The organism is Glaciihabitans sp. UYNi722, assembly GCF_040549465.1.
In the GTDB taxonomy this organism is placed as follows: domain Bacteria; phylum Actinomycetota; class Actinomycetes; order Actinomycetales; family Microbacteriaceae; genus Lacisediminihabitans.
This window is the reverse complement of the sequence record NZ_JBEPTL010000017.1, coordinates 41,110-66,093: the sequence shown is the minus strand read 5'-3', so window position 1 is coordinate 66,093 and position 24,984 is coordinate 41,110. Positions and strand designations below refer to the sequence as shown.

Annotated in this window: 19 protein-coding genes; 4 read left to right on the top strand and 15 right to left on the bottom strand. The window is 65.1% G+C overall.

Going from position 1 to position 24,984, the window contains the following annotated elements:
• Positions 1–58 precede the first annotated feature (58 nt).
• Positions 59–817 carry a M23 family metallopeptidase gene (locus ABIB56_RS12930; RefSeq protein WP_354569627.1) on the top strand — a complete coding sequence of 253 codons (759 nt, stop codon included), beginning with the start codon at positions 59–61 and terminating at the stop codon, positions 815–817.
• A 9-nt stretch (positions 818–826) separates the two neighbouring features.
• Here the strand turns inward: ABIB56_RS12930 and gatB are convergent, their stop codons facing one another.
• The 9 genes from gatB to ABIB56_RS12885 form a co-directional block, all read right to left on the bottom strand.
• Positions 827–2,329, bottom strand: a complete 1,503-nt coding sequence (gene gatB / locus ABIB56_RS12925; RefSeq protein WP_354569626.1) for an Asp-tRNA(Asn)/Glu-tRNA(Gln) amidotransferase subunit GatB — start codon at positions 2,327–2,329, stop codon at positions 827–829.
• Entirely contained in the window at positions 2,329–3,900 is a 1,572-nt protein-coding gene (gene gatA / locus ABIB56_RS12920) for an Asp-tRNA(Asn)/Glu-tRNA(Gln) amidotransferase subunit GatA (RefSeq protein WP_354569625.1), read from the bottom strand. Before gatA ends, gatB begins: the two co-directional genes overlap by 1 nt.
• Positions 3,900–4,238 (bottom strand): Asp-tRNA(Asn)/Glu-tRNA(Gln) amidotransferase subunit GatC, encoded by a 339-nt coding sequence (gene gatC, locus ABIB56_RS12915; protein WP_354569624.1) that lies wholly within the window; start codon positions 4,236–4,238, stop codon positions 3,900–3,902. Before gatC ends, gatA begins: the two co-directional genes overlap by 1 nt.
• A 98-nt stretch (positions 4,239–4,336) precedes the next feature.
• Entirely contained in the window at positions 4,337–5,740 is a 1,404-nt protein-coding gene (locus tag ABIB56_RS12910) for an alpha/beta hydrolase (RefSeq protein ID WP_354569623.1), read from the bottom strand.
• A gap of 128 nt (positions 5,741–5,868) precedes the next feature.
• Positions 5,869–8,142, bottom strand: a complete 2,274-nt coding sequence (gene ligA, locus ABIB56_RS12905) for an NAD-dependent DNA ligase LigA (protein WP_502917598.1) — start codon at positions 8,140–8,142, stop codon at positions 5,869–5,871.
• A 126-nt stretch (positions 8,143–8,268) separates the two neighbouring features.
• The gene (gene mnmA, locus ABIB56_RS12900) at positions 8,269–9,381 is read right to left on the bottom strand and encodes a tRNA 2-thiouridine(34) synthase MnmA (protein ID WP_354569622.1); all 1,113 of its coding nucleotides are present in this window, start codon (positions 9,379–9,381) and stop codon (positions 8,269–8,271) included.
• Positions 9,382–9,432: 51 nt separating this feature from the next.
• The gene (locus ABIB56_RS12895; RefSeq protein ID WP_354569621.1) at positions 9,433–9,666 is read right to left on the bottom strand and encodes a hypothetical protein; all 234 of its coding nucleotides are present in this window, start codon (positions 9,664–9,666) and stop codon (positions 9,433–9,435) included.
• A complete protein-coding gene (locus tag ABIB56_RS12890; RefSeq protein ID WP_354569620.1) occupies positions 9,666–9,974 on the bottom strand; it encodes an ArsR/SmtB family transcription factor in 309 nt (102 codons plus the stop codon). Before ABIB56_RS12890 ends, ABIB56_RS12895 begins: the two co-directional genes overlap by 1 nt.
• 360 nt (positions 9,975–10,334) lie before the next feature.
• Entirely contained in the window at positions 10,335–11,498 is a 1,164-nt protein-coding gene (locus ABIB56_RS12885) for a cysteine desulfurase family protein (RefSeq protein WP_354569619.1), read from the bottom strand.
• 55 nt (positions 11,499–11,553) lie between these two features.
• Between ABIB56_RS12885 and glgX the strand changes: the two genes are divergently transcribed.
• Entirely contained in the window at positions 11,554–13,593 is a 2,040-nt protein-coding gene (gene glgX, locus ABIB56_RS12880) for a glycogen debranching protein GlgX (RefSeq protein WP_354569618.1), read from the top strand.
• A gap of 49 nt (positions 13,594–13,642) precedes the next feature.
• On the opposite strand, the gene ABIB56_RS12875 is transcribed toward glgX, so the two are convergent.
• The 6 genes from ABIB56_RS12875 to glgP all read right to left on the bottom strand — a co-directional run bounded on the left by ABIB56_RS12875 (position 13,643) and on the right by glgP (position 20,639).
• The gene (locus ABIB56_RS12875) at positions 13,643–14,233 is read right to left on the bottom strand and encodes a signal peptidase I (RefSeq protein WP_354569617.1); all 591 of its coding nucleotides are present in this window, start codon (positions 14,231–14,233) and stop codon (positions 13,643–13,645) included.
• Positions 14,220–14,921 (bottom strand): LAVTG motif-containing sortase-dependent surface protein, encoded by a 702-nt coding sequence (locus ABIB56_RS12870; protein ID WP_354569616.1) that lies wholly within the window; start codon positions 14,919–14,921, stop codon positions 14,220–14,222. The genes ABIB56_RS12875 and ABIB56_RS12870 overlap by 14 nt, the downstream gene beginning before the upstream one ends.
• Positions 14,918–16,228, bottom strand: a complete 1,311-nt coding sequence (locus ABIB56_RS12865) for an RICIN domain-containing protein (RefSeq protein ID WP_354569615.1) — start codon at positions 16,226–16,228, stop codon at positions 14,918–14,920. Before ABIB56_RS12865 ends, ABIB56_RS12870 begins: the two co-directional genes overlap by 4 nt.
• Positions 16,225–16,821: a hypothetical protein gene (locus ABIB56_RS12860; RefSeq protein ID WP_354569614.1), complete on the bottom strand. Its 597-nt coding sequence runs from the start codon at positions 16,819–16,821 to the stop codon at positions 16,225–16,227. Before ABIB56_RS12860 ends, ABIB56_RS12865 begins: the two co-directional genes overlap by 4 nt.
• A 129-nt stretch (positions 16,822–16,950) precedes the next feature.
• Entirely contained in the window at positions 16,951–17,523 is a 573-nt protein-coding gene (locus ABIB56_RS12855) for an alternate-type signal peptide domain-containing protein (RefSeq protein WP_354569613.1), read from the bottom strand.
• A gap of 548 nt (positions 17,524–18,071) precedes the next feature.
• Positions 18,072–20,639, bottom strand: a complete 2,568-nt coding sequence (glgP, locus tag ABIB56_RS12850; protein ID WP_354569612.1) for an alpha-glucan family phosphorylase — start codon at positions 20,637–20,639, stop codon at positions 18,072–18,074.
• A 138-nt stretch (positions 20,640–20,777) separates the two neighbouring features.
• On the opposite strand from glgP, the gene ABIB56_RS12845 reads away from it, so the two are divergent.
• Positions 20,778–22,772, top strand: coding sequence for an alpha-1,4-glucan--maltose-1-phosphate maltosyltransferase (locus ABIB56_RS12845; protein WP_354569611.1), 1,995 nt, complete (start codon positions 20,778–20,780; stop codon positions 22,770–22,772).
• Positions 22,772–24,976, top strand: coding sequence for a 1,4-alpha-glucan branching protein GlgB (glgB, locus tag ABIB56_RS12840; RefSeq protein ID WP_354569610.1), 2,205 nt, complete (start codon positions 22,772–22,774; stop codon positions 24,974–24,976). The genes ABIB56_RS12845 and glgB overlap by 1 nt, the downstream gene beginning before the upstream one ends.
• The last annotated feature ends 8 nt before the right edge of the window (positions 24,977–24,984 follow it).

Here is a 24,984-nt window from a genome sequence, read left to right as displayed (position 1 = left end):
TAATGCCGTAGGGTGAACCGAGCGTTACTGTTTCGTTACATCGTTGGGATTTGTGGTTATGGCAGGCAGGCACGGTAGCCAGCCCATCGCGAGAGCGTGGCTACAGCGTTTCTCTCCGAGACGCTCCTCGCCGAAGCGCTTCTCAGTCAGGAGACTGCTCGCCTCCACCGGCGCGATGGTGGTCGCGTTGGGTCTCGCTGCCACCATGGCGATCCCGGCGGCATCCGCATCCGGAGGTTTCGCCTCGAACGGCCGCGCCGCAACGTACCAGACGAGCCATACACAACGGCTGGCCGTTGGCACCAGCGTGAGCGCTCCGGTCGTTACCAGGGACGGATTGCAGATCGTGCGGGTCTATCGCCAGGCCGGAAACTCCATCGCGAGCGTCGGCGGCTGGGCGATTCCCATCGATCGACCGATCAACTCGCCGTGGGGACCCCGGGCGGTGATCTGCACGGGCGGTGTGGGATGCGACACCGGCTTCCATCGCGGAGACGACTTCGGCGCCGGCTGCAACACACCCTTCTACGCCGTTTCCGACGGCACCGTCACGAACATCACCCGAGGTGGCCTCGCCGGCGACCAGATCACCGTCACCCACGCGGGAGGCATCTCGACCGCCTACTCCCATATGTTCGACAGCGGCATCCTGGTGTCGATCGGCCAGCCGGTTTCCGCAGGGCAGAACATCGGCCTGGTCGGATCGTCGGGCGACAGCACCGGCTGTCACCTCTACTTCGAATACCGTATCGGTGACCTTCCCGTCGACCCCGCGCCCGCCATGGCCTCGCACGGGATCATGCTGCGCGTCGGATAGGCACCGCGACTACTGCTGTGCGCGCTCTAACACCAGTTCGCGCACGCGAGCCGCATCAGCCTGGCCCTTCATCGCCTTCATGACCGCTCCGATCACGGCACCGGCCGCCTGCACCTTGCCCTCACGGATCTTCTCGAGCACGTCAGGCTGAGCGGCAAGCGCTTCGTCGATCGCGGCGACCAGTGCACCATCGTCCGAGACCACCTTGAGGCCACGACTCTCGACGACCTCGGCAGGCGAACCTTCGCCGGCGACGACACCTTCCAGCACCTGCCGGGCGAGACGGTCAGTCAGCTCACCGCTCTCGATGAGGGCGATGAGCTCGCTCACCTGAACCGCGCTCACCAGGGAGCTCGCCTCCACGTCAGCTGCGTTGGCGAGGCGGGCGATCTCGCCTGTCCACCACTTACGTGCCTGCGCCGGCGCGGCACCCGCAGCCGTGGTCTCCTCGATCTCGACGAGCAGGCCGGAGTTGACGACATCCTGGAATTCGAGGTCGGTGAAACCCCAGGCGTCTGTGAGACGGCGGCGGCGGATCGCGGGCGCCTCGGGCAGCGCTGCACGCAGTTCCTCGATGAGTTCGAGGCTGGGTTCGACAGGCAGCAGATCGGGCTCCGGAAAGTAGCGGTAGTCGTCGGCATCGCTCTTCGGACGACCGGCGGATGTCACGCCGGTGTCCTCGTGCCAGTGGCGGGTCTCCTGGGTGATCGTGCCGCCCTTGCTCAGGATGGCCGCCTGGCGCTGGATCTCGTAGCGGATCGCCCGCTCCACGCTGCGCAGGGAGTTGACGTTCTTGGTCTCCGTACGCGTTCCGAGCTTGCCCGATCCACGGGGGCTGAGTGAGATGTTCGCGTCACAGCGGATGTTTCCGCGCTCCATCTTCGCGTCGCTGATGCCGAGCGCCCGCACGATGTCGCGGATGGTCGAAACGTACGCCTTGGCCAGCTCTGGGGCATCCTTCTCGGCGCCGTAGATGATATTGGTGACGATCTCGACCAGCGGAACACCGGCGCGGTTGTAGTCGACGAGCGAATATTCCGCGCCCTGAATACGTCCGGTCGCGCCGCCCACATGCGTCAGCTTGCCGGCGTCTTCCTCCATATGGGCGCGCTCGATCGACACCTGGAACAGTCGGCCGTCGGGCAGCTCGACCTCGACATTGCCATCGAAGGCGATCGGCTCGTCGAACTGCGAGATCTGGTAGTTCTTGGCGAGGTCGGGATAGAAGTAGTTCTTGCGGGCAAACCGGCTGGACGGACGGATGCTGCAGCCGAGCGCCAACCCGAGGCTGATCGAGTGCTTGACCGCCTGCTCGTTGACCACCGGCAGCGAGCCCGGCAGGCCGAGATCGACCGGCGTCACGTTGGTGTTCGGCTCGCCGCCGAAGAAGTTCGGGGCATCCGAGAACATCTTGGTCTTCGTGTTGAGTTCCACGTGCACCTCGAAACCGAGCACCGGCTCGAACAGCTCGAGCGCCCTGTCGAAGTCCATGAGTTCCGCTGGTTGTGCCATTAGTTGACTCCGCTTCCTGACGCCGACGGCGCGATCTTCAGTTCGGGCGCCTGACTGATCAGGGTGCGCCCCCACGAGTCTTCGAGGAGGGCCTCGATAGCCGCTCCGTGCTCATAGAGCCTGGCATCTGCCCTGGCCGGGGCCATCAGCTGCAGGCCGGTCGGCAGTCCGTCCTCCGGAGCCAGTCCCATCGGCAGGCTCATACCGGGGATGCCCGCGAGGTTTGCCGGAATGGTGGTCACGTCGTTGAGATACATGGCCAGTGGGTCGTCGATCTTCTCGCCGATCCTGAACGCCGTTGTCGGCGCCGACGGGCTGATCAGGATGTCTGCCTGCTCGAAGGCGCCGGTGAAGTCGCGCTGGATCAGGGTGCGCACCTTCTGAGCGCTGCCGTAGTAGGCGTCGTAGTAGCCGGCGCTGAGCGCATAGGTGCCGAGGATGATGCGGCGCTTGACCTCCGCGCCGAAACCGGCCTCGCGGGTGGCAGCCATGACATCCTCCACCGTCCCTCCCCCCACAGGGTTGACCCGCAGGCCGAACCGCACGGAATCGAATTTCGCGAGGTTACTCGAGGCCTCAGCGGGAAGAATCAGGTAGTACGCGGCGACGGCGTACTCGAAGTTCGGGGCGCTGACCTCGACGATCTCTGCTCCGTTGGAGGCGAGCAGTGCGAGGGTCTCGTGGAAGCGCTCGCTCACGCCGGGCTGGAAACCTGGGGCGTCGAGTTCCTTGACCACGCCGACGCGCACGCCGTTGAGATTTCGTCGTTGTGCACCGGTCCTGGCCGCTGCGGCGAAGCTCGGCCATTCGTCTTTCAGGGAGGTGGAATCGCGTGGATCGTGTCCGCCGATCACGTCGTGCAGGAGCGCTGCATCCAGCACGGTGCGGGTCACCGGACCCACCTGGTCCAGCGAGCTGGCGAGGGCGATCGCGCCGTAGCGTGACACGCCACCGTAGGTGGGCTTCACTCCGACGCTGCCGGTGACGGCGGCGGGCTGGCGGATCGATCCACCGGTATCTGAGCCAAGGGCGAGCGGTGCTTCGAATGCGGCGACCGCAGCGGCCGAGCCGCCGCCGGAACCGCCGGGAATGCGATCGAGATCCCACGGGTTGTGGGTGGGTCCGAAAGCGGAATGTTCCGTGGACGATCCCATGGCGAACTCGTCCATGTTGGTCTTGCCGAGCGGCACGAGGTAAGCCTCACGCAGCTTGCGCACCACGGTGGCATCGTAAGGAGGTACCCAGCCGTCAAGGATCTTCGAGCCGGCGGTCGACGGCATGTCGAGCGTGCAGAGCACATCCTTGATGGCGATCGGCACTCCGGCGAGTGGACCGAGCTGGTCGCCGCTGCGGCGCAGCACGTCGATGCCCTCCGCGGCGTCGATGGCGTCCTTGGAGATGTGCAGGAAGGCGTGCACATCACCGTCGACGGCGGCGATGCGGTCGAGGTGTGCCCTGGTGACCTCCACGCTGGAGACCTCACGGGCCTGGAGCAACTCGCTGAGCGATGCGGCCGAAAGACGGGTGAGGTCGGCGGTACCGGCGGTGGTGACGGAATCGTGCGGCGCCATTACTGCTCCTCCCCCAGGATCGCGGAGACCTTGAAGCGGCTTCCGTCGTGCTCTGGCGCTCCGCTCAAGGCTTCCTCAGCGGAGAGCGTCTCCCCGATCACATCCGGGCGGAAGACATTGCTCAGCGGGATGGGATGACTGGTGGCCGGCACATCCGCGGTGGCCACTTCCGAAACCTTGGCGATCGAGTCGAGGATCACACCGAGTTCGCCGGTGAGCTTGTCAATCTCCTCCGCCGTGAGTGCGATGCGCGCCAGATTGGCGAGGTGCGACACCTGCTCGGTCGTGATGGCGTGATCGGAGCCTGTCGCGTCGACAGGCTCGGTGTTTTCAGACATGCGGCTCCGTGCGTTTGTTTCACTGAGGGGAATGGGTCAATTGTATTCGCCAGCTCTGAAGGGGTCACGACCGGGGTGATGCAGCAGGATCAACCCTCCTATTTGCCGCCGGCCACCGTACGCGTCGCATCGGCGAGGGTTCCGTCGGTCACCAGTGCACCCTGGTCGATCCCGATGAGCGCGAGGTTCCGCATCGCTTCGGTTCCGGAATCGAAATAGCCGAGGTGCCCCACGGCAGCCGCGAGTTTCTTGTGCGTGACCACATCGGTTCCGCCCGAGACATCCATCTTCCGCGCGCCGAACGACGCGGCGCCGGGGTCGCTGCCGTAGAACGCGGTGTTGACCACCGGATCCCAGGCGGCCTCGCCGACGTAGACGTTGTCGCCGCGCACCGAGAGCTTCGACGCCAACTGGGTCGCGCCGCCCGGGGAGCCAACCATCGCGAGGGCATCGACCGAGATCGACTTGCCGGAGAGCTCGATCATGGCGGCGGTGGAACCGTAGGAGTGGGTCACCAGGGTCACATAGGGCTCGGCACCGGTGCGGCTCGCCTGGATGCCCTGGATCGCGTTACCGAGATAGTTGGCGCCCTGGTCGGCCTTCTTCAGCGACGCGATGTCCAGTGCGTCCGGGGTGCTGTATCCGATCCAGGACACCGTGGCCGCAGTCTTGCCCGTCATCGTCGGGTCGGTCTTTGCCAGGCGGTCGATCCAGCCGGCCTGCTCCTGTTGCAGGTCCTGGGCGATGACCGTCCAGTCGTACATCTGGCCCTGCACGGTGAAGAACATGCCGGGCACCAGATAGCTCACGTAATCCGCGGTGGCGAGGTCGCCGACGGCGACGGCTGCGCGACCTTCATGCGCCGGGTCGAAGGTCACCAGCTGACGCTTCGGCTCTTTCGCCGTGGTCTTCAACGTGCGTTCGATCTGCGTGAGAATGTCGAGATGATGCTTCTTCCCGACGATCTGGGCGCGGCCCACCCCCGAATCGATCGATGCCTGCAGAGTGGCGATCGACTGCCTGAGATAGAGCCGGTTGGCCTTGTCGCGAACCTCGAACGGCACCCCATCGAGGTTTCCCACGTATTCGGGTGCCGCATTCAGGAGCGTCTTCTGGCGTGCTGAGGAGAGCCCGGACCACCACGACGTCACGAGTGTCGCCTTGGGAGGGCTGACCATCATCGCACCGACAGCCTCCGGACTGTTCTTCACGAATGTGGCGATATCGTCCTTCGGCTGCAGCGCCAACTGGTTGAGCAACGCGCTGCCGCTGAGCTTCGGGAGAAGCGACGGATCGACGGGAGAGGAGAGGGTGCGCGCTGCCCCTGCTTGTCGATTCGGTGCGAGTATCGGCCCGAGCAGATTGGCAGGATCCTGGATGGATGGGTCGGCCATGACCACTTCGGACGAGATCTGCTGGTTGATTTCGTGAACACCGAAGGCCTCTGCCACGCCGCCGAAGGCGCCAGAGGTTGAGAGGAACGCTGCGATTTCGAACAGCAAAAGGGTATTTCCAATCGTTTGCAATGGCGCCGGGGGAACGCCGGATGCAACGAAACAACTAAGTACCCCCAATAGTAGGGGCGCCTCAGCCCTTAACCTAGGGTTGAAGGTTAGTCAATTCTAACTGATCAGGAGTCCAATCCTGACGGTCCGAGCTCGAGAAGCCGTGCGAACTCGGCTGCGTCGAGGATTCGCAGGCCGAGTTCTTCCGCTTTAGTGAGCTTCGAGCCGGCTCCGGGGCCGGCCGCTACGAAGTCGGTCTTCTTCGATACGCTCGACGCCGCTTTGCCCCCGGCGGCGATGATCGCCTCGAGCGCGCCCTCGCGCGTGAAGCCCTCGAGGCTGCCGGTCGCGACGACGGTGATGCCTCCGAGCGGGCCGCCGGCAGCGACGGCCGCACCGGGGCCAGGGTGACCAGGCGTCGTGAACTGCACGCCGGAATCCGTCCAGCTTTCGATGATCTCGACATGCCAGTCGACGGCGAACCAGGCGATCAGGGCGTCAGCGATGATGCCACCGACACCGTCAACCGCGGCGAGCTCGTCGCGCGACGCTTCGCGAATGGCGGGCAGCGATCCGAAGTAGCCGGCAAGGGCGCGGGCCGCGACGGGACCGACGTGGCGAATGCTGAGCGACACGAGAATGCGCCACAGTTCCTTGGTCTTGGCTTTCTCGATCTCGTCGAGGAGTTTCATCGCGGCGGTCGACGGCACGAACCCGTCATCGCCGTCACCCGTGCCGTCGAACACGCCGTCTTTCTTCGGCTGGCGTTTGCGGCGGAACGGCGTCTCCGTGCGCTCCGTGCCGTCGTCATCGAGTTTGGCCAGGCCGGTCTCGTTGTCTCGCACGGTCACGCGAATCGGAAAGATGTCGGCCATCACGAGTGAGAACAGGCCGGCCTCGGTGACGAGCGGCGGTGTCTCGGGGAAGTCCGGTTGGGTGAGCGCCGCAGCCCCCACCTCGCCGAGTCCCTCGATGTCGAGCGCTCCGCGAGAACCAACGTGTTCCACTCGACCGCGTACCTGCGCCGGGCAGCTCTGCGCATTCGGGCAGCGCAGGTCGACGTCGCCCTCCTTGGCCGGCGCCAGCAGGGTGCCGCACTCCGGGCAGTGCGTCGGCATCACGAATTCGCGCTCGGTGCCGTCGCGCAGTTCGACGACCGGCCCGAGTACCTCGGGAATCACGTCACCGGCCTTGCGCAATACCACGGTGTCTCCGATGAGCACGCCCTTGGCCTTCACCACATCCTGGTTGTGCAGTGTCGCCTGTCGCACTTCGCTGCCGGCGACCCGCACCTTCTCCATCACAGCGAACGGGGTGACACGGCCGGTGCGACCGACGCTCACGACGATGTCGAGCAGCTTCGTATTGACCTGTTCCGGCGGATATTTGTAGGCGATCGCCCAGCGCGGCGCCCGGCTGGTGGCACCGAGTTCCTCGTGCAGGGCGAGTTCGTCCACTTTCACGACGATGCCGTCGATCTCGTGCTCGACACTGCCACGGTGCTCACCGAAATACTCGATGAATTTCGCTGCATCCTTCGCCGACTTCTTCACCTCGTAGTGAGTGCTGGTCGGAAGCCCCCACGACTTGAGCAGCGCGTAGATCTCGGACTGCGACGAGACCGGAGGGTTGGCCCAGGCCCCGATGCCGTGTACCAGCATGCTCAGCCGACCGAGCCGTTTGTACATGCGCGCGAGCGCGTCCTCATTCTTGTTCTCCTTCACCTGCCGCAGGCTGCCGGATGCCGCGTTCCGCGCGTTGGCGAAAACCCTCTCGCCCGCCGCCACCTGGTCGGCGTTGAGCTGGTCGAAGATCGCCGTCTCGAAGAACACCTCACCACGCACTTCGATGATTGCAGGATGACCCGTGCCGACCAGCCGCGACGGGATGCTCGGCACGTAGGCGATGTTCTCCGTCACGTCCTCCCCAACGACGCCGTCGCCGCGGGTTGCGGCCGTGGTGAGAACGCCGTTCTCGTAGCGCAGGTTGATGGCGAGGCCGTCGATCTTCAGTTCGCAGAGGTAGTCGATTCGGCGGGCGGAGTTGCGTTCCGCCTTGGCCGCCCACTCTTCGAACTCGTCGATGGAGAAGACGTTGTCGAGGCTCAGCATCCGCTCGACGTGGCGTACAGGGCTGAACAGGGTGGTCTCGGCGCGGCCCCCGACCGTCTGCGTCGGCGAGTCCTGGCTTTGCAGTTCGGGGAACAACCGCTCGAGTTCTTCGAGCCTGCGGATCATCAGGTCGTACTCGGAGTCGCTGACGAGCGTCTCATCCCGCTCGTAGTACGCGTCGCGCAACTCGAGGATGCGCGTCGTGAGAGACCCGGCTTCGCTGCCGGCCTGCTCGAGGGTCAGTTCTTCGGTCGCACGCTCGTTGGTCGTCTCATTGCGCTTCGCCACGAGTTCAGCTTAGGCAGTACCCCTGACGGTGCGGAATGGCATCGGCCACCGACTATTGCGCTGAAGTTTGTTATCCGCGCGCCGGTTACAACATCCGCGCGGATAACAAATCGCCGCGCGGATAGATCAGGCGGTGCGTACCATCGAGTCGGCGCTGACGGTGCGGTCGATCGTGCACTGGCCGAGCACCCTGGTGCCGACGTACACGACGGCGGTCTGGCCGGGAGCGACACCGTTGAGCGGCACGTCGGGGGTGATCACCAGTTCACCGTCGCGCAGCACCGCCACAGCGGCCATCGGATCGGAGTGCGCGCGAATCTGCACGTGGCAGTCGAACGGTGTGGACGGGTCGGCTGGCGGCAGCCCTGCCCAGCTGAACTTCGATCCGGCGATCTCGGCGATGTCGAGCGCCTCCTTCGGACCGACGACGACCTCGTTGGTAGCGGGCTTGACCTCGAGGACGAAACGTGGGCGTCCATCCGCCGACGGCACGCCGAGATTCAGGCCCTTGCGCTGGCCGACGGTGAAGGCGTGCGCTCCCTCGTGGCTGCCGACGATCGAACCGTCGCGCTCGAGTATCCGGCCCTGCTCCGCGCCGACGCGCTCTGCCAGCCAGCCGCGGGTGTCACCATCCGGGATGAAGCAGATGTCGTGGGAGTCGGGCTTGTTCGCCACACTGAAACCACGCTCGGCAGCCTCGGCACGCACCTCGGCCTTCGACGGGGTCGCCCCGAGTGGAAACATGCTGTGGGCGAGTTGCTCGGTGGTGAGCACGCCGAGCACGTAGGACTGGTCCTTCGCCCAGGCCGCGGCACGGTGCAGCTCGCGATTGCCGTCGGCGTCCGTGAGGATCGAGGCGTAATGACCGGTTGCGACTGCATCGAATCCGAGGTCGAGAGCCTTCTCGAGCAGCGCCGCGAACTTGATGCGCTCGTTGCAGCGCATGCACGGGTTGGGTGTGCGGCCGGCCGCGTATTCGGCGATGAAGTCGTCGACCACGTCGAGTTTGAAGCGCTCCGAGAAGTCCCAGACGTAGTAGGGGATGCCGATGATGTTGGCCGCTCGCTGGGCGTCCATCGAGTCTTCGATGGTGCAGCATCCGCGGCTTCCGGTGCGGAGCGTGCCCGGCATACGGCTCAGAGCCAGATGCACACCGACGACGTCGTGGCCGGCCTCGACCGCGCGTGCCGCAGCCACCGCGGAGTCCACTCCCCCGCTCATTGCCGCCAAAACCTTCATGGTTCCAGTCTAAACACGGGTGCGGATGCCTTCGGCTCGATCGCGGGCTGCCTAGGGGATGTCGGTGAGCGTCTTCTCGACTGTGCCGAGGCGAGCCTCGATGCTGTCGAGGCGCTCGAGGATCGCGCGACTCGCCGCGGTGTTGGCGTCGAGTGCCGCCCGCAGGTCGGGCGATGAACCGGCGACCTTCTCTTTGGACTTCCAGTACGTGGAGAGGATCGCGTAGGTGATCCCTCCCGCGATGGCGACGACGGGGATCAGCGTGGCAACGGCTCCAGCATCCATCAGACTTTCTCGCTTTCTGTGTGTGCGGCGACGGCTCCGACGAGCGTCTTCGCGGTGACGGTCAAGGTAAACGGGAGGACCTCGAAGAACTTCATGGCCTTGCCGTCGTCGGACAGCTCGAGATGCCCCGCGACGAAGCCGGCCTCCTCGAGCTTCGTGAGATGCATGTAGAGCAGGGCGCGCGACATCTCCATGCGCCTGGCGAGTTCGCTCACGTGGAGCGTCTCGCCTGTAAGCAGGGCGATGATCCGCATGCGCTGCGGGCTCGCGATGGCGGCGAGTTTGCCGCTGAGTTCCGAAGCATCCATGTTCACCATCCCTTGCACCTGTCAGCAGAATATTACAGGTGCGGCGGCGGCGCAAGAGCGTCGAATATCACGGGTCCACGGCATCCCTCACCCCTCACCCCTCGTTGGAAATTCAGGACTTCCGTCATCGCACACCGGCAGATCGCCGTTTTCGCCCACCACGCTCGACCAAAGTCCTGAATTTCCACAAGAAGAACCGAAACCGGCGGCGACCACAGCTCGCCCATCTCGCCACCACCACCCTTGTCTGGCGCACCATTTGCCAGTTTGTGTGGTCTCAGCGCCCTCAGACCACGGAAAGTGGCAAGTGCTGGGATTCCGGGCACCTGGAGATACCGAAGGCAGTACGCCAGAGAGCGGTCAGCGGCCGATCGACACCGTGCGATCAGAGAGCCCTGCACGGCTGGCGCGAGCGACCGCATCCGGTAACGCGGCCAGAAAAGCGCCGACGTCGGCCTCCGTCGTCGTGTGTCCCACGGTGATCCGCAGTGCCCCGCGCGCCTCGCTATCGCTGAGTCCCATGGCGAGCAGCACGTGCGAGGCCTCGGGAATGCCGGCCTGGCAGGCCGATCCCGTCGAGACCGAAACGCCGGCGGCATCCAGCAAGAACAGCAGGGAGTCGCCCTCGCAGCCAGGAAAGGTGAAATGCGCGTTGTTGTCCAGCCGGTCGACGGGGTCGCCGCGCAGGATCGCGGACGGCACAGCCTCCTGTACCCCGGCGATCACCCGGTCGCGCAGGGCCGACAGCCGCGGGGCCGGATGCCGCGCCGCAACCCCGAACGAGATGGCGGCAGGCGCATCCTGGGTGCCTGACCGCACGTCGCGCTGTTGGCCTCCCCCGTGGATCAGCGGGACGATGGTCGCGCCGCGGGACAGCACGAGCGCACCGATGCCGAGCGGTCCACCGATCTTGTGGGCGGAGACGGAGAGCGCGGAGAGGCCGGAGGCGGCGAAATCGATGGGCAGGTGGCGGTAAGCCGAAACAGCGTCCGCGTGTACCGGGATACCGTGGGCCGCCGCCAGTTCGACAACCGAAGCGACCGGCTGGATGCTGCCCACCTCGTTGTTCGCCCAGAGAAGCGTGATCAGGGCGATGTCGTCGTGGGCCTGAATGAGCTCGGCCAGCGAGTCCGGGCGGATCCTGCCGAGGGAGTCGAGGGGAACCCATTCGAGGATCGCGCCCTCGTAGCGCTCCAGCCACTCGACGGTGTCGATGGTGGCGTGGTGTTCGCCCCGGGGGACCAGGATGCGGCGGCGCGGGGCATCCGTGTTCCGGGCCCAGTAGAGGCCCTTCACCGCGAGGTTCACCGATTCGGTTCCCCCGGAGGTGAACACGACCTCGATCGGATCGCAGCCGAGCGACAGCGCGACCTGTTCGCGGGCCTCCTCCAGCATCCGCTTGGCGTTCTGCCCCTGGCTGTGGATCGAAGACGGATTGCCGACGATCCCGAGGGCGGAGGTGTAGGCCTCGATCGCCTCGGGCAGCATCGGCGTGGTCGCCGCATGATCGAGGTAGATGGCCACCGTGCTCCTGACGCGTGTAACAAGCGTGACTCACGCACTGATTACTCTAGAACGCGTGCCTACGATCGACCCACTGACCAACCTCGGCGTCCGCGTCACAGCAACCGGCGGCGAGCTTCGAGTCTGGTCGGCGAATGCGACGGCAATCGAGCTCTGCATCTTCGGCGAGAAGGATCCGAACTGGGTGGCCGACAGCATCCAGCTGGTGAAGGATGCCGGCGGCGTCTGGTCGGGAAAATCCTCAGCCCTCGTCGCGGGAACCCGGTATTCACTGCGCGCAACCGGGCCGACAGGCCCCACGCACAGATTCGACTCGACGCTGCACCTGATCGACCCCTACTCGCGAGGCCTGGCCAGAACGGCATCCGGCGAGTGGCGCTCCTATGTTCAGGATGACGCTTTCGACTGGTCAGGCGTGACGAAACCGAACACGCCGCTCGATCACACAGTGCTCTACGAGGCGCACGCGAAAGGCATCTCCAAGCTCAACACCGCCGTTCCAGAGGAACTGCGCGGCACCTACGCCGGCCTCGCCAATGAGAGGGCGATCGACTACCTGAAGGATCTCGGCGTCACCGCGATCCAGCTGCTTCCGGTGCACCAGTTCGTCAGCGAGCAGCGCCTGGTGAAGCAGGGCCTGATGAACTACTGGGGCTACAACACCCTCAACTTCTTCACGCCGCACGCCGCTTACGCCTCGCGTCAGGCGCAGTTCGGGGGCGCCGGTGCCGTGCTGCGCGAGTTCAAGGGCATGGTGAAACTGCTGCACGAGGCCGGACTCGAGGTGATCCTCGACGTCGTCTTCAACCACACAGCCGAGGAGGGCGTCGATGGTCCGACCACCTCGCTGCGCGGCCTCGACAATGCCTCCTATTACCGGCAGGATGCCAAAGGCAACTACATCGATGTGACCGGATGCGGCAACACCGTCGATTTCTCCCAGCCCGCCGCCCAGCGCCTCGCGCTCGACTCCCTGCGTTACTGGGCCAACGAGGTGCAGGTCGACGGCTTCCGCTTCGATCTGGCCGCCACCCTCGGACGTGACGACCGGGTCGAGTTCGACCGGCATCATCCGCTCCTCGAGGCGATCGTCGGCGATCCCGCCCTCGCCGATGTCAAGATGATCGCCGAGCCGTGGGATGTCGGCATGGGCGGCTGGCAGGTCGGCAATTTTCCCGACGGCTGGTCAGAATGGAATGACGACTACCGCGACCGGGCTCGCGACTTCTGGCTCACCGACATCGGTTCCGCGCGGGCAAGCGGCGAGACACCTATTGGGATCGGGCAGCTGGCCGCGAAGCTCTCCGGCTCGGCGGGCGTGTTCTCACAGCAACGTGGGCCACTCGCGTCCGTCAACTTCGTCACCGCCCATGACGGATTCACCCTCGCCGACCTCACTGCCTACAACCAGAAGCACAATCTCGGCAACGGCGAGAACAACCGTGATGGCACCGACAACAACCACTCGTTCAACTATGGCGTCGAAGGTCCGAGCCATGACGCGACCATCCTGCGAGCGCGCGAGAAGGCGACCCGCAACCTGCTCGGGACGCTACTGCTCTCGGCCGGCCTGCCGATGATCACTGCCGGCGACGAGTTCGGACGCAGCCAGCGCGGCAACAACAACGCCTACTGTCACGACAGCGAGCTGACCTGGCTGCCGTGGGAACACGGGGACTGGCAGGACGACCTGCTGCTGGTCTCGCAGAAGCTACTGCGCCTGCGCCGCGAGAACCCGGCCCTGAGACCCGTGCGCTTCGGGATCTTCGGCGAGACGGTGCCCTCCGCCACCCAGATGGACTGGTTCAACAAGGAGGGCCTGTCGATGTCCATCACCGACTGGGACTCCCCCGCCGAGCGCACGCTGCAGTACCTCGCGGCCTCGACCCCCGAATTCGAGGAGTTCAACCGCATCCTGCTGATCGTGCATGGCCTCGAGGTCGAGGAGACCGTCTGCCTGCCGGAGCACGAGGGGGTTATCTCCTACGAGCTGCTGTGGAACAGCGCCGACGACCACGCGCCGAAGGAGATCCATGCGCCGACCACCGAGTTGAAGCTCGCGCCAGCGTCGATGCAGCTGTTCCGGGCGAACTGAGCGTGGCAGCACTCCCGCGACCGGCACACTGACGGCCTCGGCATCCGGTTCACCGCTCGTCGATCGTGCCAGGCTTCGCACGGCGTTTCCGACGTGACCCGACGATCGCACTCGCGACGGTGAATCCGGCGTAGACGAAAAGCAGTCCGGCCAGCACAGGCACGATCCAGTTGCGGCTCTCACCGTTGACGGCGTTATTGACGTAGCCGATAAACGGAAGCGAATACCAAACGGTGCCCTGGATCTGTTTCTCGATAACGTTGTCGACATCCGGCTGGCTGTTGTTGTCGCCCTTGAACTGGAAGGTACGCGACCCGTCGGAGGAGGAATGGATGGCGACGATTCGATGGGTGATGACGCCCGGCCTGCCCGACTCGATCTGGTAGGTCGCCACGTCACCGACCCTGAGATCCTTCGGGTCGACCGGCCGATCGACTAGGAGGGTTCCCGGCGGATAGTGCGGGATCATCGAACTGGTCAACACGGTGAGCGGGATGCCGCCGGCAACCTTGGGAATCACGATCACCAGTAGCGCCATAGCGATCACGAGCAGCAGCAGCGCGCCGCTGAGAGCCAGGCCGATGTAGTGCCACAGACCCTTCTCACGATCGCGTCGCGCCTGCGCCCTAGTGATGTCCATCGTCCGCCCGGCGACGTCGACGTCCGACGAGGAAGATCCCGACACCGAGCATCGGGCCTGCGGCGATGATCAGCGGCACTGGGAGCTCAGTACCGGTGTAGGCGATGGTTCCGAGCTGTTTGCTGTTCGAGGCGACGACCACCCCGTCATCATCGCACGCGGATGCGGCGAAGGGCCCGGCCTGGGCGTCGCGGAGCGCGACGAGCAGGTCGAGTCCCACACTGTCAGTCTGAGCGACGGTGCCCACCATGTCATCCATGGTGAAAGTGAGGGCAATCTGCATTACCGCCCCTGGTGCGAGCCGCGGAACTGACGTCAGCACATCACATCGCCGTACGTCAACGAGCGGCTCGGCGGACGCCTTCGCCGCGACCAGTGAACTCGCTGTGCTCAATGCGACCCCTGTCGCGAACGCCGGAGATGAGGCGTTCACCCCCTGCACACTGACTCGCACCGAAGCCGGCGCGGCCGTGGGATTCTTGATCCACAGTTCGGTGCTCACCGAATGACCGGGAATGAGCGCCGCTGCGCCGTCGAAGAGGCCGCCGCTCAGCGAAGTCGAATAGTGGATGCCGTCGCGACTGAGCAGCACGCTGTCGGTCGCCGCTGATGCCGGCGCAATACCCGCACCGAGCATCACGATCACGGCGAGCGTCACTGCGGCGATAGCCGCTCGACGCCGCCTCACGGCAGCTGCGTCATGAGGAAGGTCTGCGCGACTGTGCTGTTGCAGTCATACTGCTGCAACTGGGCGCCCGACGTGATGTTGGCGTTCGGAATGTCGAGACATTTGCCGCTGTTCAGGCTCAGGAAGTGCACTTTGCCGGTGCCGACGCCCTCGGAGACGGCCTGCCACTGCTGGTTGGCCCCTCCGCCGTAAGACCAGAGCTGGGCCTTCTGGTAATTGTTCTGGCCGAGACCGCCGCTGTTGTCCACCTCCCAGGCAAGCGTCGTCGAGGGGTTGGCCTGCACCTGGTAGTAGTTGGCCGTGGCAGCGGTGGCGAACTGCCAGGTCTGCACTCGACCGGTTGCACAGGCGACGATCGCGAGCGGCGTACCATCGCCGGCGGCACCGGCGGGTCCCGCGTCGATGCACAGGCCGCTGTTCGGCACGCTGATCTGGTAGCGGCCGCCGGCGGTCATTGTCGGCGTCGTGGTGGTCGCGGTGGTGGACGCAGCGGAGGAGTTGCCGGCCGCGTCGCGAGCGATCACGGTATAGCTGTAGGCCGTGTCGCGCGCGAGCCCCGTGTCCGTGTAGGTGGTGCCCGTGGTGGAGCCGATCTTGATCCCGTACCGGTAGACGTCGTAACCGGTGACCCCGACGTTATCGGTAGAGGCCGTCCAGCTGAGAGTGGTCTGCGAAGCGGTGGTGCCGGATGCCGCGACATTCGTCGGCGCACTGGGCGCGGTCGTATCGGCGGCCTGCACCTGCTGGCTGGCCGTCGTAGTCGAGTTCGAGTTCCAGTTTCCGACCGCGGAGGTGAGGATCACGGTGACAATGGCCGGGGCGACACTGTCGCTCTTGGCGGACTGCACAGAGGTTGTGATGCAGTAGAAAACTGAGGAACCGGCCGTGAGTTGCGCCCCGGAGAACGTGATCCCCGTGGTGAGGCTCGGTCCGGTGAGCACCGTCGCGCCGTTGGGTGGGGTCGGCGTGCAGGCGGCGGTGGAGACGACCGACCAGCCGGAGAGGGTGATCGCATTGGTCAGATTGTTGCCGTTGGATCCGGCGATGCGCAGGGTGAAAGTGTTGGCGATGGTCCCGCCGTTCTTCACGGTGATCGGCGCGACAGCGACAAGATCCGAGGGCGTGTAGGTCTTCGCGAGCGCCGAAGTTCCCGCCTGCGTGAAGGTCAACTTTCCCGCTGTGGCAGAACCCGTCACCGCTGTCGCGCTCGCGTTCCAGAGTGCTGACGCAACGCTCGTGCCGGCCAGCGTGAGGAATACGGCGAGGCCGATCGCGAGGGCTGCGCGCGGCATGCGACGGCGTGTCATGACTGAACCCCGGAGAGCGTGATGCGGAAGGTCGAGGCGGTCTGGCCCTGCGCGCCGGTCGCGACTGTCGAAGCGAGAGTGACCGACACACAAACGTAGAGCGGCGAGCCGCTGGTGGCGGTGAGAGGGAGAGTGCCGAATGCCGCGGTCGAGGCAGAGGCGAAGGTCGCCGTCGAACTGGGCGTGAAGCTGGCACAGGCTGCCGCCGTAGCGGCGGTGCCGAAGCCCAGGGTGAGCGCCTGCGAGAACGTGGTCGACGACGTTGGGCCGGAGAGCGTCGCGCTGAGCGCGAGCGGTACAGTGCCGGTGTTCGCGACCGCGGTGGAACCGTAGATAGTTCGACCGGGGGCGAGGGCGGATGTCGGCAGGGTGAGGGAGGAGACCGTGAGGTTCGCGGTCCCGGCCGTGATGGTGGCGGCGGGCGCGGCCTGCGCCGACTTGTTCCACAGCGCGTAGGTACCGCCGGTGGCTATCACGGCGATGCTGATCGCTGCGATGAGGGTGACAGCGGTGATGATCATCGAGCGAAGGGAGAAGAAGCGGAGGAAGCCGCGATTGGCAGCGTGCCGTCCGTGGCTAGCGTGTATCGACATCCGGGTCACCGCCTCTCGCGTCTGTGATCTGGTGGGTTGGGATCTGCTGGGTTGGGATCTGCTGGGGTTCATTGGGGCCGTGCCACACGGATGCCCGCCTTCGGGTAGCGGGCATCCGTGCGACGGTGACTAGTTTTGGGTAAGTGTCACCGTCAGGCCTGCGAGGCTCACTGAGCCTGACTTTGCAGCGTTCTCCGCACCGGCCGTCACACTCTTCGGGAAGGTGATGGTGGCGGTCACGACTACCGGCTGCGCGACGATGCCCGACGCACCGGCGGTCACCGTGTACGGGCCGGTACCCGTGATGGATGCACCGGATGCCGCGAGCACGGCGTTGGCGTTGAGGTAGTTGGCGAGCGCGACATCCGCCGCGTTGCCCGCAGCGGTCGGCGTGATCGACGCGGTGCCGAGGCCGAGAGTGGCGACCAGGCTGTCGCCGCTTGCCGTCACATTGACGGTCTTGGTGAACTTGAGCACGTCACCGGGGACGACCCTGTAGCTGCTGAGCGTGACGGGGGTGGTGCCGCCGTTGACGGTCCAGACGCCGGCCGGACCGGGATCGGCAACGACCAGGTTGCCGGCGACGATGGTTCCGCCGGCGACGCTTGCCGACGAGTTCCACAGTGCGAAGGTGCCCGCACCGCCGAGGAGAAGAGCGATACCGGCAGCGCCTGCGATTGCGCCTTTGACGAGCTTGTTCATGTTCTGTCCTTTCGCGACACCGCGATGTCGCTTGCAATGAGTCGCCGCACATGCGGCAGGAACGTCGCGATGGCGCGTCGTTCCGAGTTTGTGAGAGTGCCCCGCCGGATTTCCGGACGGGCAATCGTGCTCGCGTGGACCTCGCCTCTCGGCGGCGATCAGGCGACGAGCACCTTCCCCGATAAGAACTGTATGCGGGACAGACGACATTGTCTATCCTCCATGAACCCCCAGAAGAGGGCACAAGAAAATGGGCGTGAAAGTGATGATTTCCGCTGGTATATCGGTCTGAACTGCGAAATTCGTTGCTATCGCGCAGATTTTCTCATAAATCAGTGTTTTTTTACCTAAAACTGTCCCCCAGCGGGGTACAAGGATGCGTCGACGCCTGTCCCTCGAATGCGTCACACCCCCGCGCCCGAAAGCCCCGACGTACCCCACACGGAGTGACAGGTCACGTCAGCATCCGCGCGGTGTTCTGTTATCCGCGCGCACGTTGCAACCGCAGCGCGGATAACAGAACACCGCGCTGATGACCAGCAGCCTGCTCAGCTCGCGACGGCGATGAGCCCCAGTTCAGCGGGACTCGCCAGCAGCGGATGCCGCGGCACCACCCGCACGTTGTAGCCAAAGCTGCCCGCCCGAGAGAGCGTGACCGTCCCGGTGAACTGCACGGTGCCGGTCGCGTCGGTGGAGCCTGGCACTGCGGTGAGCTCCCGCCGCTCCACGTTCTCCAGTCGATCACCCTCGCGGGCACGACCGAAGACGACCTCGACAGCCACGTCATCGGGCGTCAGGCCGGCGAGGTTCACGTGGGCGCGAACGTGGAGTTCGTCACCGACCTGCGGAACGGCATCCACTCCCCCGGATTCGACGTGGGTCACCGAGACATGGGGCCACGCGGCCGTGACAGTGGTCTTCCAGGCGGCGAGCGTTCGCGCTGGCCCGTAGGAATCGGCGGCGATCGCCCGGGCTGCGGAGGCTGCGGGCAGGTAGAGACGCTCCACGTATTCGCGCACCATCCTGTCGGCGGAGAGTTCCGGCGACAGCGTCGAGAGCGTGTGACGAATCGACTCGACCCACCGCGCGGGAACCCCGTCGGAGTTCCGGTCGTAGAAACGGGGTGCGATCTGGTGCTCGATGAGATCGTACATCGAGTTAGCTTCGAGCTTGTCGCGCTCGGCAGAGTCGCCGGCGGAATCGGCGGAGGGGATCGCCCAGCCGTTCTCCTCGTCGTAGAACTCCGCCCACCATCCGTCGAGAATCGACAGGTTGAGCGATCCGTTGAGGGCAGCCTTCATGCCGGATGTGCCGCAGGCTTCGAGCGGACGCAGCGGGTTGTTCAGCCAGACATCCGTACCCGGATAAAGCAGCTGGGCCATGCCGATGTCGTAATTCGGCAGGAACACCATGCGCTTGCGGATGTCGGGCTCCTGCGAAAACTCCACCAGTTTCTGGATGAGGCGCTTGCCCTCATCGTCGGCGGGATGCGACTTGCCTGCGATCACGATCTGCACCGGGTGCTCCTCGGAGAGCAGGATCGCGCGCAGGCGTTCAGGGTCGTGCAGCATCAGCGTGAGTCGCTTGTAGGTCGGTACCCGTCGTGCGAAACCGATGGTGAGCACGTTGGGGTCGAGCATCTGGGAGAGCCAGACAGGGTCCCCGACGCCTGGGCTCTGCGCGGCCCACGCTGCGGAGACACGCTTGCGGGCATCCTCCACCAGCTGGGCGCGCATGCCGTTGCGCACGTTCCAGATGTCGCCATCGCTCACCGCCGGCGACTTCCAATCGGCCGTCGTCGTGTCGGAGTTGCCCAGGCGGTCGGAGGCCAGCGCGACGAGGGACGAATCGGTCCAGGTCGGAGCATGCACGCCATTCGTGACCGACGTGATCGGCACATCCGCGGTGTCGAAGCCGGGCCACAGTTCGCCGAACATGCCGCGACTGACCTCGCCGTGCAACTTCGAGACGCCGTTGGCACGCTGGCCGAGACGCAGCCCCATGACCGCCATATTGAAGGTGTTCGCGGTGCCGCCGACATAGTTCTCCGCGCCAAGGCTCAGCACATCGTCGACCTCCACACCGGGGAGAAGATCGGTGGAGAAGTATCGCTCGATGAGGCTGGCGTCGAAACGGTCGATGCCTGCAGGCACCGGCGTGTGGGTGGTGAAGACGGTTCCCGCACGCACCACCTGCAGCGCTTCGGTGAAGGAGAGTCCGTCGCCGATGAGATCGCTGATGCGTTCGAGGCCGAGGAACCCGGCGTGACCCTCGTTGGTGTGGAAGACCTCCGGTGTGTCGGCATCCGTCAGTTCGGTGAGTACCTTGATGGCGCGCACCCCGCCGATTCCGAGAAGCAGTTCCTGCAGCAGACGATGCTCTCCCCCACCGCCATAGAGCCGGTCGGTCACCGAATGCAGCGCCTCCTCGTTTTCCGGAATGTCGGTGTCGAGCAGCAGTAGGCGGATGCGGCCGACCGCGACCTGCCAGATGCGGGCGTAGAGGGCACGACCGTCAGGCAGCGCGAGAGCGACCTGGGCCGCGGTGCCGTCCGGGTGCCGCAGCACCGACAGCGGAAGGCCGTCCGGGTCGAGCACAGGGTACGACTCCTGCTGCCAGCCGTCGGGCGAGATCGACTGGGCGAAGTAACCGGAACGGTAGAACAGGCCGACACCGATGATCGGCACGCCCAGGTCGGAGGCACTCTTCAGGTGGTCGCCGGCCAGGATGCCGAGGCCGCCGGAATACTGCGGAAGGGCGGCGGCGATACCGAACTCGGGCGAGAAGTAGCCGATCGCCTGTGGCGCGGCATCCGTGCAGTTCTGCTGGTACCAGCGCGGCTCGGTCAGATAGTTGTGCAGGTCGTCGACGAGCGCTCTGGCACGGGCGACAAAGTCCGTGTCCGACGCGAGTTCACCCAGTCGCGGCGGCTCGATCTCGCCGAGAAGGCCGATCGGATCGTGCCCACTCGCCTCCCACAGCTCCGGCGAGATGTCCTCGAAGAGGCGCCTGGTCGGCAGGTGCCACGACCATCGGAGGTTCGTGGCGAGCTCCTCGAGAGGGCTCAGCGCTTCCGGTAGAACGGTGCGAACGGTAAATCGTCGAATAGCCTTCACTGTTCCAGCCTAGGCGAGCATGGTTACCCAACCATTACCTTCAGGCGTCCGAGGCGATCACCGACAGTTACGGACACACACGCCGCGAGTCAAGGGGAAGAGATTTCACGACCGAGAGGCTACGGTCGGAGGGTGGCTATGGCATACGAAACGAAGGTGGGACGCATCCCGATCAGGGACCTCTCGCCCCAACAACCCGAAAATATCTGGCCGGCGAAGGCCTATGTCGGCGAGGTGGTGCCCTTCCAGGCGACCGTCTTCAAGGAGGGCCACGAGGTTCTCGGCGTCGACCTGCTGCTCACCGATCCGAGCGGTCAGCAGACCAAGCACCGCATGCACGAGATCGGCGTCGGAATCGACCGCTGGGAGGTCCAACTCCTACTGGATGACTCGGGCACCTGGCTCTACAGCGTGCAGGCCTGGAACGACGACTGGGCCACCTGGCTGCACAATGCCGAGATCAAGATCCCGGCCGGCGTGGACGTGAAGCTCATGCTCCTCATGGGCACGCAACTGCTGGCGAAAGCAGCGAAAGCCGACCCCAACAACAGGGTGTTGAAGGATGCCGCCAAGGCCATCGCCAGCAAAACTCTTGCACCGGAGGCCAGGCTGCAGGTCGCGACAGATTCACGAGTCACCGCGGAGATCGAGAAGCAGCCGATCGCCAGCCTCGTCACCCTCAGCCTGCCGCTCGAGGTGCGGGTAGAGCGCTCCCGCGCCGGGGTCGGCAGCTGGTACGAGTTCTTCCCGCGGTCCGAGGGTGCGAAGAAGAACAAGAGCGGCAACTGGACCAGCGGCACCTTCCGCACCGCAGCCCGCCGCATACCTGCGGTGGCCGCCATGGGCTTCGACGTGCTCTACCTTCCGCCGATTCATCCGATCGGCACCAGCTTTCGCAAAGGGCCGAACAACACGCTCAACCCCGGCCCCAAGGATCCCGGCTCGCCGTGGGCCATCGGCGCGCCAGAGGGCGGCCACGACTACATTCATCCGGACCTCGGCACCGTCTCCGACTTCACCGCCTTCCTCGACACGGCGAAGAAGAGCGGACTCGAAGTCGCGATCGACCTGGCACTGCAGTGTTCACCCGACCATCCATGGGTAAAAGAGCACCCTGAGTGGTTCACGACGCTGCCCGACGGCTCGATCGCCTATGCCGAAAACCCGCCGAAGAAGTACCAGGACATCTACCCGATCAACTTCGACAACGATCCGGTCGGCATCCGCAACGAGGTGCTACGCGTCGTCAGGTACTGGATCGGGTTGGGGGTCATGATCTTCCGGGTCGACAACCCGCATACCAAGCCTTTGCAGTTCTGGGAGTGGCTGCTGCACCAGGTGAACACCGAATTCCCTGATGTCGTCTTCCTCGCCGAAGCCTTTACCCAGCCCGCGATGCTCTACTCGCTCGGCCAGGTCGGGTTCCAGCAGTCGTATACCTACTTCACCTGGCGCAACACCAAGGTGGAGCTCGAGGAGTTTCTCACCGAGATCTCCCACGAGCATGCGGCCTACCTGCGCCCGAATCTGTTCGTGAACACCCCGGACATCCTCACCGAGTACCTACAGTTCGGCGGACCGGCGGCCTACAAGGTCCGTGCGGCGATCGCCGCCACGGCGTCGCCGAGCTGGGGCGTCTACGCAGGCTACGAACTCTACGAGAATGTCGCGCGGCCGGGTTCCGAAGAGAACATCGAGAACGAGAAGTACGAGTACAAGTCTCGCGACTTCGCCGGAGCCGAGGCGGCAGGGCACTCGCTGGCGCCCTACCTCACGCTGCTCAACAAGATCCGGGCGGAGCATCCGTCCCTCCGACAGCTGCGCAATCTCGACGTGCACTGGAGCGACGACGACTCGATGCTCGTCTACAGCAAATACCTCGACGGAAAGTTCACCCGTTCCGGTCGAGGTGACGCGATCATCGTGGTCGCCAACGTCGATCCGCACTCGGTCAGGGAGACCACCGTCTACCTCGATCCGACCAGGTTCGGCATCGACGATGGAGAACCCTTCGAGGTCACCGACCTCATCACCAAGCAGAAATACATCTGGGGCCTGCAGAATTTCGTACGGCTCGATGCCTTCACCGAGCCGGTGCACATCCTGCGTGTCGAACTCCCGAGAGGCAAATGATGGCCAAGTCGAATTCGAAGAAGCCCACCGCAGCAGCGACCGAGGCACTGCTTCCGTTGCTGCATCCCGATCATGTTGCCGCGCTGGTCGAGGGCAGGCACCCGCAGCCACACGCCACGCTGGGGCAGCACGCCGTCGACGGCGGCTTCGTCATCCGTGTGGTGCGTCCGCTCGCCGAATCGGTGACCGCCATTCAGCCGAACGACACCCGGGTGCCGCTCACACATCTGGCAGACGGTCTGTGGCAGGGCTTCGCTCCCGGAGATGGGCAGTCCTACACGGTCGAGACGACCTACTCCAACGGCCCGGACTGGATCACGGATGACCCCTACCGCTTCGTGCCCTCAGTGGGCGACGTCGACCTCTACCTCTGGGGCCAGGGGCGTCATGAGCAGCTCTGGCAGGTGTTCGGATCACACTTTCGCCCGCACGAGGGAGTCGAGGGAACGAGTTTCTCGGTCTGGGCACCGCACGCCACCGCCGCGCGCGTGGTCGGCGACTTCAACGGCTGGTACGGCGTCGGTCACGCGATGCGTCGCCTCGACGACAACGGCGTCTGGGAGCTCTTCGTGCCACGCCTCATGCCAGGCACCACCTACAAGTTCGAGTTGCTTACGCCCGACGGCAACTGGGTCACGCGAGCGGATCCGATGGCCCGCTACACCGAGATCCCTCCGGCCACCGGCTCCAAGGTCGGCACAACCGCCTACGAGTGGGGCGACAAGGCCTGGTTGACAGCGCGATCCGAGCGAGACCCGCACAACTCCGCAATGAGCGTCTACGAGATGCACGTCGGCTCATGGCGCCCAGGACTCTCCTACCGAGAGCTCGCCGCGCAACTCATCGATTACGTGCACGAGACCGGGTTCACCCACGTCGAGTTCATGCCTCTCGCCGAGCATCCGTTCGGCGGGTCGTGGGGCTACCAGGTGACCGGATATTACGCGCCGACCAGCCGCTTCGGGCATCCCGACGACCTCCGCTATCTCATCGACCAGCTGCATCAGGCTGGCATCGGCGTGATTATGGACTGGGTCCCCGCACACTTTCCCAAGGACGAGTGGGCTCTCGCCAACTTCGACGGTCGGCCGCTTTACGAGCACTCCGATCCGCGCCGCGGCGAGCAGCCGGACTGGGGCACTCTCGTTTTCAACTTCGGCGACTCCCAGGTGCGCAACTTCCTGGTGGCCAACGCCCTCTACTGGCTCGAAGACTTTCACATCGACGGCCTGCGAGTGGATGCCGTCGCCTCGATGCTCTACCTCGACTACTCCCGCGAAGAGGGCCAGTGGTTGCCGAACGCGAATGGCGGGCGGGAGAACCTGGAGGCGATCAGCTTCTTGCAGGAGGTGAACGCCACCGCCTATAAGCGCAATCCAGGCATCGTGATGATCGCCGAAGAGTCGACAGCCTGGCCGGGCGTCACCAAGCCGACGGATGCGCCAGGCCTGGGTTTCGGTCTGAAATGGAACATGGGGTGGATGCACGACAGCCTGTCGTACTTCCAGGAAGACCCGATGTACCGCTCCCACCACCACAACGAGATCACCTTCAGCCTCGTCTACGCCTTCACTGAGAGTTTCCTGCTGCCAATCAGCCACGACGAGGTCGTGCACGGTAAAGGATCGCTGCTGCACAAGATGCCGGGCGACCAGTGGCAGAAACTCGCGAACCTACGTGCCTATCTCGCTTTCATGTGGGCGCATCCTGGTAAGCAGTTGCTCTTCATGGGCCAGGAATTCGGCCAGCCCTCAGAGTGGTCTGAGGAGCGCGGACTCGACTGGTGGATCCTCGACCAGCCCGTGCATCGCGGGCTTCTCACACTCGTCGGCCAGCTCAATCGCGTCTATCGCGACCAGCCCTCGCTGTGGTTGCGTGACAACGAGGACGGCGGATTCGAGTGGCTCGACGCGGGCGACGCTGAGCACAACGTCGTCTCGTTCCTGCGCTGGGACAACCACGGTAACCCGATCGCGGTGCTGATGAACTTCTCCGGCAACACGGTCGGCCCCTACCGGGTCGGCCTGCCCTTCGTCGGCACCTGGGAGGAGATCCTCAACACGGATGCCGCAGAATACGGTGGCTCCGGGGTGGGCAACTTCGGCGCCGTCACCGCCACCGACGACTCATGGGCCGGGCGTCCGGCATCCGCGGAGCTCACGCTCCCGCCGCTGGCAGGACTGTGGCTCCGGCCGCAGAAGTAGCCGGCCCG